Genomic DNA, 14,541 nt, shown 5'->3' with positions numbered 1-14,541 from the left:
ATATCAGCGAAACTTAATATATTATGACGAATGTCAATTTGCGCCAGTTTAAACCTGAAAAATTGTATCCACCTCGTGGTTTTATTAAACCGGTGATAAAGCAACCACAATATTTAGAAATTGGCGCAGGTCGTGGGAAACATGCATTAATGTTTGCTCACGACAATCCTGATAAACAGTTAATTGCCATTGAGCGCACACGGAATAAATTTAATGACTTTGCTGATAAGTCTCAGCAGTTATCACTTGATAATTTATTGCCTATACATGCGGATGCCATTCCCTGGACTGTGCATGCTTTAGGGCCCAAAAGTCTGGCAGGAGTCTTCATTCTTTATCCTAACCCAGAACCGAAAAATGCGAGTCAACGTTGGCTTAATATGCCTTTTTTTGAATTCTTGCTATCGCGAATGCAAGATAATACCCAATTAATTTTGGCAACGAATATCCAATCTTATATTGAAGAGGCCGAGCAACAAGCCAAAGACTTATGGCAGTTGTCACCAATCATTACTAACGTGGATAAAGGTTCTGAAAGAACGCATTTTGAAGTGAAGTATTTGGCGAGAGGGGAAACTTGTTGGCAACTTGAGTTAGTGAAACCGCAAGGCTATAAGACTCGCTTTGATGGATGGGTTGCAAGCTAAAGGGTAACTTTCTTCGCTAGCTATTTTTTTCTTCTACTTTAGTTTTCCAGAGAGCGTCTGACTCTCGATGAATCTCATCGGGATCATCATTATGCATACCGATGATGGTTCTAAGCTGCAGCATACTATCAATATCAATTTCTAAAGTTCTTAAGCCGTATTGCTGGTCTTGATGATGGACAATTTCTGCCTTTAAGTGAATGGCTGGTGAGAATTCATCAATGATGATTTGTACGTCAACAGGTTGCGACTGGTCCAGTTTTGATTTTGCGTCAATAAGAACACCATTCAGCGATAGCTCAATAACAGAGCCCACAGATTTGTGTTCTCCCTGTTCAATGAGTACTTTGGCATTGTATTCAATGCGCGAAAAGTTTCGTCTTTCCTGTTCGGACACTCAGTGTTCCTGATTGGGTAATTAGTTGATAATTCTAAAGTAGCAGATGGCTTTTGGCTTGTCTAAAGGAATTTTAGGGGCTGGCTTGTAATAGGGTGGGCAGTTAGTGGTTGTAGCTCGTGTTGGTAATTAGGGGTTGGGTTAGAGGGCAAAGCCTCAAACCCAACCTAATACTAAAAAAACCGTTGGTTTTATTTGGTAATCTTACGATATTTAATACGGTGCGGTTGATCGGCTTCGGCGCCAAGGCGACGTTTGCGATCGGCTTCGTATTCTTGGTAGTTTCCTTCGAACCAGACGGTTTCACTGTCGCCTTCAAAAGCAAGAATATGCGTGGCTACACGGTCGAGGAACCAACGGTCGTGCGAAATCACTACCGCGCAGCCTGGGAAGGCCAGTAATGCATCTTCTAATGCACGTAAGGTTTCTACGTCCAAGTCGTTGGTCGGCTCATCCAGTAACAGCACGTTGCCGCCACTTTTGAGAAGCTTGGCCAGGTGGACGCGGTTACGTTCACCGCCTGACAATTGACCGATGCGTTTTTGTTGATCGGTTCCTTTGAAATTAAAACGACCAACATAAGCGCGCGATGGCGTGGTGTAGTTGCCGACGGTAATCAGATCCAAGCCGTCGGAAATTTCTTCCCATACGGTTTTACTGTCGTCCAACGAGTCACGACTCTGGTCAACATAGGACAGTTCAACGGTTTCACCCACCTTCAGCTCGCCTGAATCTGGCGTTTCTTCACCCGTAATCAGTTTAAACATGGTGGATTTACCCGCGCCGTTTGGACCGATCACACCAACAATGCCACCTTGCGGCAGGTTGAAGTTGAGATCGTTATAAAGCAATTTGTCGCCATAAGCTTTAGTCAGGCCTTTGGCGGTAATAACTTGCGTACCAAGACGTGGGCCAGGCGGAATATACAATTCTTTGGTTTCGTTACGCTGCTGGAATTCTTTGCTGGAGAGTTCTTCAAAGCGTGCCATACGAGCTTTTGACTTAGCCTGACGGCCTTTGGTATTCGAGCGAACCCATTCCAACTCTTCCTTCATGGTTTTCTGGCGAGATTGTTCTTGCTTCTCTTCAATCTCTAATCGCGCAGACTTTTGCTCAAGCCATGACGAATAGTTGCCTTCCCATGGAATACCATGGCCACGATCCAGTTCCAGAATCCAACCGGCGGCGTTATCAAGGAAATAACGGTCGTGGGTAATCGCGACCACGGTGCCTTTATAATCAACCAGGAAGCGCTCAAGCCAGGCTACTGATTCGGCATCTAGGTGGTTGGTAGGCTCATCCAGCAATAACATATCAGGATGCTCAAGAAGCAAACGGCACATGGCGACACGACGACGTTCACCACCCGACAGGTTTTTCACTCCAGCGTCCCAAGGGGGGAGGCGAAGTGCTTCTGCCGCTCGCTCAAGTGTGTTATCAAGATTATGACCGTCGGCTGCTTGGATAATAGCTTCTAGCTCACCCTGGCGTTTGGCCAACGCATCAAAGTCAGCATCGGCGTCGGCATAGGCCGCGTAGACCTGATCCAGTTCTGCCAAGGCTTCTTTAACGTGAGTTACCGATTCTTCAACGATTTCAAGAACCGTCTTGCTGTCGTCCAGCTGTGGTTCCTGTGGCAGGTAACCGATTTTAATGCCGGATTGTGGACGCGCTTCACCTTCGATATCGGTGTCGACACCAGCCATGATTCGTAATAAAGTCGATTTACCTGAGCCATTAAGACCTAAAACACCAATTTTGGCGCCAGGGAAGAATGATAGGGAAATATCTTTTAGAATAGTTTTATTCGGCGGGACAATTTTGCCCACGCGATTCATTGTATAAATATATTGAGCCATTAATTAGAACAGGGTTGATCAAAGTTATGCGCATTTTACATTGCCTCACTGCACTAAGCCACCATAGCAAGCTCGCAAAACCACTATCGCTCGCCTTTTTCACTCTATTTTTCGCTGGCTGTAGCGTTTTGACTCCTAAGGCAGCGCCTTGCGTAGAAACGCAGGTGTTGTATCGACTGGCAGATATGCGACAGATCAATGAGACTGCCTTCAATAAGGCATTGGCCTGTGACAATCTTGAGACTGTGCAATTAGCGTTAATCAATTTAGGACGGATTGGCGATGAACAGGCCAGCAACTTGATTCTGCCTTTGCTCAAGCATTCTAATGCCAGGGTGCGAGAAACTGCCGCCTTTGCTTTGGGCATCAGTTTGCATAAACCAGCGACGCCAAATCTGATTGAGCAACTGGAGCAGGAAAAGAACAGCAAGGTTCGTGCGGCCATAGTACTGGCCATTGGTAACCTTGGCGGCGATCAATCGGTACACACTTTGGCGCGTTTGATTGAGAATACTGAAGACGCACAAGTTGCTAATGCCGCCATGCAAGGCTTAGGCATTATGTCGGTGTTTCATCGTCATCTATTAACCGGTGATACCGAAATTGAGGTAGCGCGAGTGATAGACCGATTGCGCGATGAAGAAACCGCGTTAAAAGCCAGCTTCTTATTAGCCAGAGTGCCTTTGTTAAGAGATCCTCATGTTCCCGATGTTATAGCATTGTTGCGTGACAAGAATAATTCATTGGATAGCGCGACACAGGCTTTTATGATTCGCGCACTGTCTCGATTGGGGCATAAAGACATCACGCCATTTTTGTGGGAAAAGGTTGGTGGTGAAAATAATGCCATTCAAATTGCCGCTGCTCAGGCTCTAGGAATTCGCACCCTCACCAGTGCCGACCAAATACAGGCGTTGAATGACTTAGCTTTAAAAGAAAGCCCTGCTTTACAAGTAACTGTGTTGCAATCAGCTCGACGTTGGATGACACCGCAAACTCTAAAAGCGCTTCGTGAGAGTGACAACAGTTGGGTGCAATCAGCAGCTTTTCTGGCGACCAATGACAAGGCGCAACCCGAAGTGCAGAAGCTGGTCAAAGCCTGGCTCGAATCTGACGACCCTAATCATCAGCGTGCGGTGATCCAATACTTTGTTGAACTGGATATGCCACCAGTTCTAAAGCAACTAGCCGAGAGCGACAAAGCTATCATTCGTATTGGTGCCCAGCGTGCCTTAAACACCTATCAAGAACCTAAAACCGAACCGCAAGCAACGCCAGCTGAATTACCAGACTTATTGGAAAAAGGGGCGGCAAAAGTAAAGCTCACTACCACACAGGGTGATATTGTCATTCGACTGTTTAAAGACACGCCTTACACTTCAGCTAACTTTCTTCGCTTAGCCGAAAGTGGCTTTTATGAAAACACTTATTTCCATCGGGTTATTCCCAACTTTGTAGCGCAGGGTGGTAGTCAACTGGGTGATGGCTCTGGTAGTGTCGGCTACAGCATTCGCGAAGAACTTAATCAACGCTCACACCTGAAAGGAACCATCGGTATGGCAACCGCTGGCAAAGATACCGGTGGCGCACAATTCTTCTTTAATCTTGCTCCGAATTTACACCTTGATAGCAACTACACCGTATTTGCTGAAGTGGTCGAAGGAATGGACATTGTGATGTCACTTGAGCAGAATGACCAAATTCTTAAAGCGGAAATCATTAAATAAAAGGGCTTTATTATGGATCTATTTACCATCGAAAACTTATTCACACTTGGAATGCTTATTGTTTTGCAGGCCGTATTGGGTTTTGACAATTTGCTGTACATCTCGCTTGAATCAAAGCGCGCACCGCTGGAAAAGCAAAAGCAGGTGCGCTGGCTGGGTATCGGTTTGGCAGTAGTATTAAGAATTATATTGCTGTTTGTTTTGGTTGAGTTGATTAAATATGTGCAGGGTGAGTTATTTACCATACCTTGGACTGGCTTTATTGAAGCAACCTTTACCTTTGAAAGTATCATCGTGCTATTTGGTGGTGTTTTTATTATGTACACCGCGGTTAAAGAAATCTGGCACATGATGGCGCTCGAAGTCGGTGACGGTAAAGATCGTAAACCTCAATCGGCTGCTAAAATTATTACCTTAATTGTCTTAATGAACCTGGTCTTTTCTTTCGACTCTATTTTAAGCGCCATGGCGCTGACCGATAATTTCTGGATCATGGCGATCGCGATTATTATCAGTGGCGTGCTGATGATCTGGCTGGCGGATATGGTATCGAGTTTTCTGCAAAAGAACCGCATGTTTGAAGTGTTAGGGTTATTTATCTTATTGGTCGTCGGTATCATGTTACTCGCTGATGGTGGTCATAAATCTGAACTACTGTTATTCGGTTATCCCATCGAACCGATGAACAAAGCGACCTTCTACTTTGTGATAGCGATCATGGTACTCAGCGACATCGTTCAGTCGCGTTATCAAAAGCGCATCATGAGAAAGAAAGAAGCAGCCGCACTCGCCAAGTTAGAGCAGGAAGCTCAGGAAGATATTCTTTAGAAAGCTATTCTTTTAAAAATACGGGTATCTGTAGGGGCGACCAGTGGTCGCCCTTTTTTTTATTTCAATATTACTTCAACATTGGTTTCAGGTATTTGCCTGTATAAGATTGTTTAACTTTAGCGACGTCTTCCGGCGTACCTGTGGCGATGATCTGTCCTCCTTTGTTACCACCTTCTGGGCCGAGATCGACAATCCAGTCGGCGGTTTTGATGACGTCCAGGTTGTGCTCGATGACGACTACTGTGTTGCCGTGATCGCGCAGGCGATGCAGAACTTTGAGTAGTTGATTAACATCGTGGAAGTGCAAGCCTGTGGTCGGTTCATCAAGAATATAGAGCGTCTGCCCCGTATCGCGTTTGGATAGTTCGCGCGATAACTTCACACGTTGTGCTTCACCGCCGGAAAGAGTTGTCGCAGCCTGGCCGAGTGTGATGTATGACAAGCCAACGTCTATCAAGGTTTGTAATTTACGCGCGACTGCCGGAATGGCATCAAAGAATTCGCGGGCATCTTCTACCGTCAAATCCAATACTTGGTGAATATTTTTACCTTTGTATAAAATTTCCAGGGTTTCGCGGTTGTAGCGTTTACCCTTACACACATCACAGGCTACATAGACATCTGGCAAGAAGTGCATTTCTACTTTGATAACGCCATCGCCCTGACAGGCTTCGCAGCGTCCGCCTTTGACGTTAAAACTAAAGCGACCAGGTTTATAACCGCGTGTGCGTGATTCTTGTGTACCGGCAAACAGTTCGCGAATCGGTGTAAAAATGCCGGTATAAGTCGCAGGATTTGATCGCGGTGTACGACCAATCGGGCTTTGGTCAATATCAACCACTTTGTCGATATGGTCTAGACCTTCAATCGATTCATAAGGTTTCGGCTGCAAACTGGAGCGATTAATGTCGCGCGCGACAATTGGATAAAGGGTGTCATTGATCAGGGTTGATTTACCTGAGCCTGAAACACCGGTTATGCAGGTTAGCAGTCCAATCGGAATTTCAAGGTTGACTTGAGCCAGGTTGTTGCCCGTTGCGCCCAGAACTTTAATCGTTTGCTTGGCATCGAACGGCGTACGTTTCTCTGGCACTTCAATTTTAAGCTCACCCGTCAAGTATTGAGCCGTTAACGAGCCCTTGGCTTTTTTAATATCTTCGAAAGTACCTTTAGCGACGATTTCACCACCATGTACACCTGCGCCCGGGCCAATATCCACGATATAGTCAGCGGCACGAATTGCATCTTCATCATGCTCAACTACGATGACAGTGTTGCCCAGATCACGCAGATGAGTCAGTGTTTGTAGCAGACGATCGTTATCACGTTGATGCAGACCAATTGATGGTTCATCGAGAATATACATTACGCCGACCAGGCCTGCGCCAATCTGGCTGGCCAAACGAATCCGTTGTGCTTCACCGCCCGATAAAGTATCGGCGCTTCGTTCCAGGGTCAGATAGTCTAGTCCGACATTGACCAGGAAACTTAAGCGCTGGCCAATTTCTTTTAACACCTTAGAAGCAATTTCACCACGCTGACCAGGCAGGTCTAGTGTGCTGAAATACTGATGCGCCTGCTCAATTGACCAGTGGGTTGCTTGCGGCAAGGTGGTGCCATCGATAAATACATTACGCGAGTCTTCATTCAGACGTGTACCGCCGCAAGAACTACAGGACTGGGTGGTCATGTATTTTTGTAATTCTTCGCGCACCGCACCGGATTCGGTTTCGTGGTAGCGACGTTGCATGTTCGGAATAATGCCTTCGAAACGATGCTTGCGTTGGTAGTTGTCGCCGCGATCATTACTGTATTCAAAGTCAATCTGAGTTTTGCCACTGCCGTATAAGACCACGTCCTGAATTTTTTTGGTTAAGCTACTCCACGGCGCTTCAATGTCAAATTTGTAGTGTTTGGCTAATGACTTCAGCATGTGGAAGTAATAGACGTTTCGACGATCCCAGCCTCGAATAGCACCACCAGCCAATGAAATATCTTCATTAGTGATGATTTTGTCCGGATCAAAAAACTGGTCAATGCCCAATCCATCACAAGTGGGGCAGGCACCGGCTGGGTTATTGAAAGAGAAGATTCGTGGCTCTAACTCGGGGATTGAATGACCACAAGTGGGGCAGGCGTATTTGGCCGAAAAGACCATATCTTCCTGTTCACTGTCTTCATCCATCGAAGCAACACGAGCAATACCATCGGACAACTCAAGCGCCGTCTCAAAGGATTCGGCCAGACGCTGCTGCATATCGGTTTTGACTTTAAAGCGATCCACGATGACTTCAATAGTGTGTTTTTTATGCAGTTCCATTGCAGGTGCTGCGGATAAGTCATGCACTTCGCCATTGATACGCGCTCGAACGAAGCCTTTCGCTTGCAGCTCTTGCAACAACTGAATGTGCTCGCCTTTACGGTTCTTAATCACCGGTGCTAACAGCATTAACTTGCTGCCTTCGGGCTGTGCCAACACATGATCCACCATCTGGCTGACGGTTTGCGCTTCGAGTGGTAAATGGTGAGTGGGGCAATGCGGTGTACCGACGCGGGCGAACAGCAGACGCAAGTAGTCATAAATCTCGGTAATGGTACCCACCGTGGATCGTGGGTTATGCGATGTGGATTTTTGCTCAATGGAAATCGCTGGCGACAGACCTTCGATGTGTTCCACATCCGGTTTTTCCATGAGCGACAGAAACTGACGTGCGTAAGCGGATAATGATTCCACATAACGTCGCTGGCCTTCGGCGTAAAGCGTGTCGAAGGCAAGGGATGATTTACCTGAGCCGGACAAACCGGTAATGACGATTAGCTTATCGCGAGGTAGAACGAGGTCAATATTTTTCAGGTTGTGGGTCTTGGCACCGCGGATGTCAATGTTGTCCATCAGTTTCCTATTTCGTTTGTGTGAGCTAACAGAAGTAGCGCTGTATTATGCATGTGTCTTGTGAATTTAATGCCAATATCTTGGTCGCTAGAAGCTGACTGAGCGATTAGCTAGAAGCTATCAGGCGCTACTTTAAAATAAATTTGGGTTTTGCGGTTTAAAGTGAGAAAATCGCAGCCGTTAACTATAACGTGAATTGCCTTAAACAGAAAAGGTTTGTTGGGGCTTAAAGTCAAATACTAGCTGACTAAAAATTAAACGAAAAGCCCTAAGCTATTGGATTGTGTATGAAATCGTCTTCACTGACCACGCTAGAAAAAAAATCCGCTATTTCGCTAGCCAGCATTTTCGCCTTGCGCATGTTTGGCCTTTTCATGCTGTTGCCGGTTATTCGAGTGCTTGGTGAGGGCCTGGAAGGTGCCACACTACCTCTATTGGGCTTGGCAATTGGTATTTATGGTCTGTCGCAGGCCATCCTGCAACTTCCTTTGGGATTGCTTTCCGACAAAATAGGTCGCAAGCCGGTAATATATGCGGGCTTGTTGGTGTTTATCGTAGGTAGTTTAGTCGCTGCCAATTCCGAAACGGTCTGGGGATTGATTGCTGGCCGTGCATTACAGGGTGCAGGTGCGATTGCCAGTGCGGTCATGGCGTTAGCTGCCGATTTAAGTCGGCCCCATCAGCGTTCGAAAGTCATGGCGATGATTGGCGCCAGTATTGGTCTGGCCTTTGCCTTATCGCTGGTGCTGGGGCCTTTGCTGTCTAATTGGCTCAATTTGCAAGGTCTGTTTTATGTGATTGCCATATTGGCGTTTCTTGCACTGCTGGTTGCCATTTTTGTGGTGCCGAGTGTGCGTGCTGTCGATATGCCAACCATTGACCTGAGCTTTGCCGAGCGCTGGCGCTACGTCACCGCTAAAGGGCGCATCTTCGTACTGGCGTTGTCGGTGTTTGTGATTCATTGGGCGCTGGTTGCAGTGTTCCTGGTTGTGCCCGACAAAATGATTGCCAGTGGTTTTGAGTTGTCTCAGCACTCCTGGATCTATCTAGTGGTGCTGGCGCTTTCCATTGCCGTTATGCTACCGATGATGATCAATGCTGAAAAGAAAGGCTGGCATCGCCAGGTGATGCAGGCGGCTTTCGTGTTACTGGCCATGTCGTTATTAACCTTGCTAAGCAACTGGCAAAGTTTGTGGTTCTGGCTGGTGGTGCTGACCTTGTTTTTCGCCGGCTTTAATTTACTGGAAGCCAAGTTGCCCTCAACAGTATCCAACCTTTATGGTGCTCAATACCGCGGTACAGCTTTAGGCATATTCTCAACCAGTCAATTTTTAGGGGCTTTCCTCGGTGGTAGTGTGACTGGCTATCTGTTGCCAAGCTTGGGCTTCACTGGCGTCATCTGGCTGAATATTGGCTTGATGATTATCGCTGGGCTGGCGCTGGGCTGGCTGGGTAAGCTACCGGAAGTGAAGCGCTGGGTACTGGAGTTGGACGAGGCCGATACGGCTAAAGCTGTGCAAGAATCTGCATTAAAGCTGGCTGGTGTTATCGAAGCCATTGCGGACGACCATAAAGGCAAGGTATATTTGCGGGTGGACGACTCGACCATCGAGCGTGAAGAATTAGAAAAGTTAGGCCGAATTCAAGCCTAATATATTGATAATTAAATATTTTAGTAGATTAAAAGACATAGACAGGAGTAATCAATGGCCAGTCGCGGCGTAAATAAAGTCATTTTAGTAGGAAATTTAGGGAAGGATCCGGAAATTCGTTACACACCAGACGGTAGAGCGATTGCCAACCTCACGTTAGCTACTTCTGAGACCTGGAAAGATAAGAACACCGGTCAGCAGCAAGAAAAAACCGAATGGCACCGAATTGTCATCTTCGGGAAATTAGCTGAAATCGCAGGTGAATACCTCAAAAAAGGCTCGCAAGTTTACTTTGAAGGTAAGCTACAGACCCGTAAATGGACTGACCAATCAGGTCAGGATAAATATACCACTGAAGTTGTCATTGATATCAATGGTCAAATGCAAATGCTGGGTGGCCGTAGCGGTGGTGAAGCTTCTTTCGGTGGCGGCAATAATCAAAATAACCAAAATCAGAATCAAAACCCACAGCCAGCTCCGGCCATGGATGATGATTTTGATGATGACATTCCGTTCTGAGCAGAACATTAAAAGAGTAATAATTAAAGCTTAAACAAAGGAGACATTGATGAGCTATCAACAAACAGAAGAACAAGTCGTTACTCGTGGTGGATTGGGTGATCGCGCAAAATTTATCACCAAAACCTATAACCATTTATTAGGTGCGATTTTTGCATTCGTATTATTAAGCGTTTATTTCTATCAATCAGGCATTTCATTAGCCATCGCACAATGGGTATTTTCATTCGGCGCTGGTTGGCTGGTTTTAATGGGCGGCTTTATTGCTGTTTCTTGGGCGGCCACTCACATTGCCCATACTTCGCAGTCCAAAGTGACGCAATATTCAAGCCTTGCAGGTTTGATCATTGCTGAAGCAATTATATTCGCTCCTCTTCTTTTGATGGCTGCGCAAATGGCTGATGGTGTCATTCAAAGTGCTGCTACGGTAACACTTGCCGGATTTGCACTTTTAACGGCCATTGTTTTTTATACTCGTAAGGACTTTTCGTTCTTGCGTGGTATCTTAATGTGGGCATTTGGCTTAGCAATATTAGCCATCGGTGCAGCCTTTATTTTTGGCTTCCAGCTTGGAACCTGGTTCAGTGTCGCTATGATTGGCTTTGCTGGTGCTGCTATCCTGTATGATACGTCTAATGTGTTACACCACTACCCAGAAGATCGTTATGTGGGAGCTGCGCTTCAATTGTTTGCCAGTGTCGCCATGATGTTCTGGTATGTATTGCGCTTATTTATGGCTAGCAATGACTAGTTGATAAACTAAGTAGTAACAAAAAAAGCGGCTTAGGCCGCTTTTTTTGTGGGTTAAAATTAGATGAGATTGTAGGGTGGTGGCACTCGCTCCTGGGTATGACTAATCCTCGCCTTTACCTTCTTTATTCAACTCTGTTTCTTCAATTATCAACTGTTCTTTAAGACTTTCAATTTTGTCTTTCGTTTTCTGCTGTTTGGTTTTGAGCTTATCTTTTTGCTCGCTGTCGGATGATTCTTTTATCTTTTTATTGAGTTCGTCAACCGAGTCTTCCAACTTTTCAATCTGCTGGCGTGTTTGATCGACCAGCTCGGCTTTATTGGCTTTATCGAAGATAACTGACTCGGGTTCACCATTGCTGGATTTCTTGTTCTTGGTTGTTTTGGCTTTACTTGCTTTAGGGATATAAGTGATTTCATCAACCATACGTTGGTTTCTGAAAGTTGGTGATACGATTTCAACACCTGCCTGATGGAGACTGTCGAGAACACAGGCATTAAGTTTCGAACGACTGGAGAGCAGGGTGTTAATATCGGTTGCTAATCCATGAACTTTATACACGATGGCATGGTCGAGCAGTTTCTCGATATATACAAATGGCTTGTCTAGCTCTGCCTTTTCAGCTGCTGCAAGTAATAGCGGCTCAATGACCTTATGGTCAATGTCATAGCCCAGTGAAACTTCGGTAGAAATGATGGTGCCGTCGCTGTGCATAACGGTGACCGGATTAGTCGCCAGAAACAGGTTAGGCAGTGTGATTAAATCACGCTCACGATCCTGCAGTTCGGTATGCAGGAGTCCACGACCGGATACGCGTCCAAACATACCTTTAACCTCAATAAAATCACCGAGTCTGAAGTTTCTGACCGAGCGTAACCAGATCCCCGCCATGATATTGCCGAGAAAAGTTGCAGAGCTCAGTGCAATGGAAGCTGACAGCACGATACCTATAAGACCGATAATCTGATTCTTCAAGCTATCTTCAATCGGTAACACTAATACAAAAATAATGATCAGCAGCAGCATAAAGACAATGTTGGTCAGCTGTCTTTGCAGCACCACATTGGTGTTTTTATTTTTGCTTAATGAAAAGAACTTCTGCAGGATTTGGTAGGCAAAGAAGCCGATGACGAGTACCGCCACTGGCCAGAACAGGCTGGTCCAATCAAAGCCGAGAAAGTCAGACATGGTATTTGCTCCTTGTAATTTCTTCTTATCATAATTGTTTACAGGTGTGATGCAAGGAGTGCTGGAGTCCGAGGCTGCGATTATTCATTAGTCACAGTATGGTAGAGCCTATCCTGAAAAATCGATGGTCAGATAAAACCAATTATTAGAGTGGCGTGAATCAAGTTGCCATTGATAGATCTGGCAAATACGGTTAACGATATGTAAACCTTGACCAATACCCGGACTGTTCTGGCCTTTTACTCCAGGAGTGAGCGGATTTTCGGGGCTACTCGTTGTAACTGGGTTAGCGATACAAAGTTGATTTCCTTTCAACTGGATATTGAGCAAGTCTTCACTGGCGTGAGACAGACTGTTATCAATGATGTTGTTGAGCAAGATATGCAGCAGATTTTTATTTGCCGCTACCCGATTTTCTGACGACACCTCCAGTTGTAATTGCAATTCAGGATGTTTTAACAATTGCTGGTTGTTGACAAGGCAGTGCTCAATTTCTTCCAATAAACATAGAGTTTCTGTCTGCATCGACTCTTCTCTGGCCAGTGCCAGTAACACATGAATGGTCTGCTCCATCTGCTGGGCGGATTGTTTAAGCTGCAGTAGCGTTTGTTTATCCAGTGGCTGAGTTGTATTTAGACGACTTAGCACCATTTTCAGTACGGTTGCCGGAGTGCGTAGTTCGTGACTAATATCTCGAGTAAAATCAGTTTCACGAGCCAGAGCAGTTTGTAGCTGCTGAATATTGCTTTGGATCGCGTGTGCCAGATAACCAATTTCATTGTTGGGTAAAGACTCTTTCAGAGTCAATGTCTGCCCGGGACTATGCTGCTTCACATTGGCGGTAATGTATTCCAAGGGTTGGATAATTTTGCGGCTTAAATATCGTGATAACACAAATGCCAGGAGTAGAACTGTTGCCAGCGCCAGCAGCAGCCATGGAATAAGTCTTGGTAAATAGTCACGGGTTACCTCAAAGGTTGTGACGTCTGCTGCAAGTACCCATTGCTCCACTCCGAGTGTGATAGGCAGTAAATGTAGAGTTCCTTTATCGCCACTTGGAAACTCAACACGATCGGGTGATAACTGATGCAGCTTCTGTATTTGCTCCGGTAGCGATTCCCAACCAGGGTGGAGAGTCATAAAAGGTTGGCGCGGAGAGGCAATATCACCAGTCTTATAATAGTGCTGCTCAATAAACTGTGCCTCAGATGATACCAGTCGGTTAAATACGTTATCTTCAACTATCCAGGCGTAGCTTATCAGCAGAAGTATAAAACACAGTGCCAGCAGCAGTGAAAACACTACTATGCTCTGTTGTAGAGTGGCTTTTAGACTCCGGCTTTCAAACATTATTGCTCTATTGCCTCTAGTTTAAAGCCGATTCCATGTAACGTGGTTAACATGGGGGTGGCAAAAGGTTTATCCAAAGCCTGGCGTAAGGTGTAAATATGTGAGCGGACAACATCACTGTCAGGGGCATCGTCACCCCATATTTTGTTGATGAGTTGTTGGCGGCTGACTGCATTTGGATAGGCATGGACCAGCAGCATCAGAATCGTAAAATCGGTACTGCTGAGCTTTAATGTTTGTCCTTCACGCTGTGCCAGTTGCTGCTTTTCGTTTACTACCAGTTCGCCGATTTGAATGGATTGCGACTGATGCAGCTGATGCCGTCTTGCCAATGCCTGGCAACGCAATAATAACTCCGTTAAATCAAAGGGCTTGGTCAAATAATCATCGGCACCTGCGTCAAATCCTAGGCTTTTATCAGCAATACTGTCACGGGCAGTAAGCATTAATATGGCGGGTGTTGGATCGCACTCTTGTTTTAGGGTTTTGCAGACTGCTACACCATTAATGTCAGGCAGCATCACGTCCAGCACGATGACATCGTACTGTTGCTGCAGGGCCAGCTGAATTCCCTGACTACCAGTGGCTGCATAATCAACCTGCATCCCCTGCTCAGTGAGGAAATCACAGATTTCCTGGCCAATCTGCTGTGTATCTTCAATCAATAATATGGACAATACTGCCATGCTTAGTCTTCTCTTCGCGGGTTAGGTGCGGCTGCAGCGAA

General features: G+C 45.9%; 12 protein-coding genes. 6 read left to right on the top strand and 6 right to left on the bottom strand.

Features of this window, described 5'->3' with window-relative positions; genetic code table 11:
• The first annotated feature begins 23 nt into the window (after positions 1-23).
• Entirely contained in the window at positions 24-647 is a 624-nt protein-coding gene (locus tag KKOR_RS10645; protein WP_015781133.1) for a class I SAM-dependent methyltransferase, read from the top strand.
• Positions 648-663: 16 nt separating this feature from the next.
• Here KKOR_RS10645 and KKOR_RS10640 read toward each other — a convergent pair whose 3' ends face one another.
• Together KKOR_RS10640 and ettA are read right to left on the bottom strand one after the other, a co-directional pair.
• Positions 664-1,044, bottom strand: a complete 381-nt coding sequence (locus KKOR_RS10640) for a PilZ domain-containing protein (protein WP_015781132.1) — start codon at positions 1,042-1,044, stop codon at positions 664-666.
• A 191-nt stretch (positions 1,045-1,235) separates the two neighbouring features.
• Positions 1,236-2,903: an energy-dependent translational throttle protein EttA gene (gene ettA, locus KKOR_RS10635; protein WP_015781131.1), complete on the bottom strand. Its 1,668-nt coding sequence runs from the start codon at positions 2,901-2,903 to the stop codon at positions 1,236-1,238.
• 26 nt (positions 2,904-2,929) lie between these two features.
• Between ettA and KKOR_RS13360 the strand changes: the two genes are divergently transcribed.
• Together KKOR_RS13360 and KKOR_RS10625 are read left to right on the top strand one after the other, a co-directional pair.
• On the top strand, positions 2,930-4,630 hold the full coding sequence (locus KKOR_RS13360; RefSeq protein ID WP_015781130.1) for a peptidylprolyl isomerase: 1,701 nt from the start codon (positions 2,930-2,932) through the stop codon (positions 4,628-4,630).
• Positions 4,631-4,642: 12 nt separating this feature from the next.
• Positions 4,643-5,458 carry a TerC family protein gene (locus KKOR_RS10625; RefSeq protein WP_015781129.1) on the top strand — a complete coding sequence of 272 codons (816 nt, stop codon included), beginning with the start codon at positions 4,643-4,645 and terminating at the stop codon, positions 5,456-5,458.
• A gap of 70 nt (positions 5,459-5,528) precedes the next feature.
• Here the strand turns inward: KKOR_RS10625 and uvrA are convergent, their stop codons facing one another.
• Positions 5,529-8,354: an excinuclease ABC subunit UvrA gene (uvrA, locus tag KKOR_RS10620; RefSeq protein WP_015781128.1), complete on the bottom strand. Its 2,826-nt coding sequence runs from the start codon at positions 8,352-8,354 to the stop codon at positions 5,529-5,531.
• Between the two features lie 287 nt (positions 8,355-8,641).
• Between uvrA and KKOR_RS10615 the strand changes: the two genes are divergently transcribed.
• Genes KKOR_RS10615 through KKOR_RS10605 form a run of 3 tightly spaced genes read left to right on the top strand, consistent with a single transcriptional unit; the run spans position 8,642 to position 11,276 of the window.
• Positions 8,642-10,006: an MFS transporter gene (locus KKOR_RS10615; RefSeq protein WP_015781127.1), complete on the top strand. Its 1,365-nt coding sequence runs from the start codon at positions 8,642-8,644 to the stop codon at positions 10,004-10,006.
• Between the two features lie 54 nt (positions 10,007-10,060).
• On the top strand, positions 10,061-10,525 hold the full coding sequence (ssb, locus tag KKOR_RS10610) for a single-stranded DNA-binding protein (RefSeq protein WP_015781126.1): 465 nt from the start codon (positions 10,061-10,063) through the stop codon (positions 10,523-10,525).
• Between the two features lie 49 nt (positions 10,526-10,574).
• On the top strand, positions 10,575-11,276 hold the full coding sequence (locus KKOR_RS10605) for a Bax inhibitor-1/YccA family protein (RefSeq protein ID WP_015781125.1): 702 nt from the start codon (positions 10,575-10,577) through the stop codon (positions 11,274-11,276).
• Between the two features lie 102 nt (positions 11,277-11,378).
• Here KKOR_RS10605 and KKOR_RS10600 read toward each other — a convergent pair whose 3' ends face one another.
• From KKOR_RS10600 to KKOR_RS10590, 3 genes are all read right to left on the bottom strand, one after another.
• Entirely contained in the window at positions 11,379-12,464 is a 1,086-nt protein-coding gene (locus KKOR_RS10600; protein WP_015781124.1) for a mechanosensitive ion channel family protein, read from the bottom strand.
• Positions 12,465-12,572: 108 nt separating this feature from the next.
• Entirely contained in the window at positions 12,573-13,814 is a 1,242-nt protein-coding gene (locus tag KKOR_RS10595; RefSeq protein ID WP_015781123.1) for a sensor histidine kinase, read from the bottom strand.
• On the bottom strand, positions 13,814-14,500 hold the full coding sequence (locus KKOR_RS10590) for a response regulator transcription factor (protein ID WP_015781122.1): 687 nt from the start codon (positions 14,498-14,500) through the stop codon (positions 13,814-13,816). The genes KKOR_RS10595 and KKOR_RS10590 overlap by 1 nt, the downstream gene beginning before the upstream one ends.
• Positions 14,501-14,541 lie beyond the last annotated feature (41 nt).

The organism is Kangiella koreensis DSM 16069 (assembly GCF_000024085.1).
GTDB lineage: Bacteria > Pseudomonadota > Gammaproteobacteria > Enterobacterales > Kangiellaceae > Kangiella > Kangiella koreensis.
This window is presented reverse-complemented; position numbering and strand designations above follow the sequence as displayed.

Bases quoted from the DNA above. Each gene is read 5' to 3' on its own strand.
- uvrA (WP_015781128.1), bottom strand. From the start codon at position 8,354: ATGGACAACATTGACATCCGCGGTGCCAAGACCCACAACCTGAAAAAT.
- ssb (WP_015781126.1), top strand. From the start codon at position 10,061: ATGGCCAGTCGCGGCGTAAATAAAGTCATTTTAGTAGGAAATTTAGGG.
- KKOR_RS10595 (WP_015781123.1), bottom strand. From the start codon at position 13,814: ATGTTTGAAAGCCGGAGTCTAAAAGCCACTCTACAACAGAGCATAGTA.
- KKOR_RS10625 (WP_015781129.1), top strand. From the start codon at position 4,643: ATGGATCTATTTACCATCGAAAACTTATTCACACTTGGAATGCTTATT.
- KKOR_RS10645 (WP_015781133.1), top strand. From the start codon at position 24: ATGACGAATGTCAATTTGCGCCAGTTTAAACCTGAAAAATTGTATCCA.
- KKOR_RS13360 (WP_015781130.1), top strand. From the start codon at position 2,930: ATGCGCATTTTACATTGCCTCACTGCACTAAGCCACCATAGCAAGCTC.
- KKOR_RS10615 (WP_015781127.1), top strand. From the start codon at position 8,642: ATGAAATCGTCTTCACTGACCACGCTAGAAAAAAAATCCGCTATTTCG.
- KKOR_RS10605 (WP_015781125.1), top strand. From the start codon at position 10,575: ATGAGCTATCAACAAACAGAAGAACAAGTCGTTACTCGTGGTGGATTG.
- KKOR_RS10590 (WP_015781122.1), bottom strand. From the start codon at position 14,500: ATGGCAGTATTGTCCATATTATTGATTGAAGATACACAGCAGATTGGC.
- KKOR_RS10600 (WP_015781124.1), bottom strand. From the start codon at position 12,464: ATGTCTGACTTTCTCGGCTTTGATTGGACCAGCCTGTTCTGGCCAGTG.
- ettA (WP_015781131.1), bottom strand. From the start codon at position 2,903: ATGGCTCAATATATTTATACAATGAATCGCGTGGGCAAAATTGTCCCG.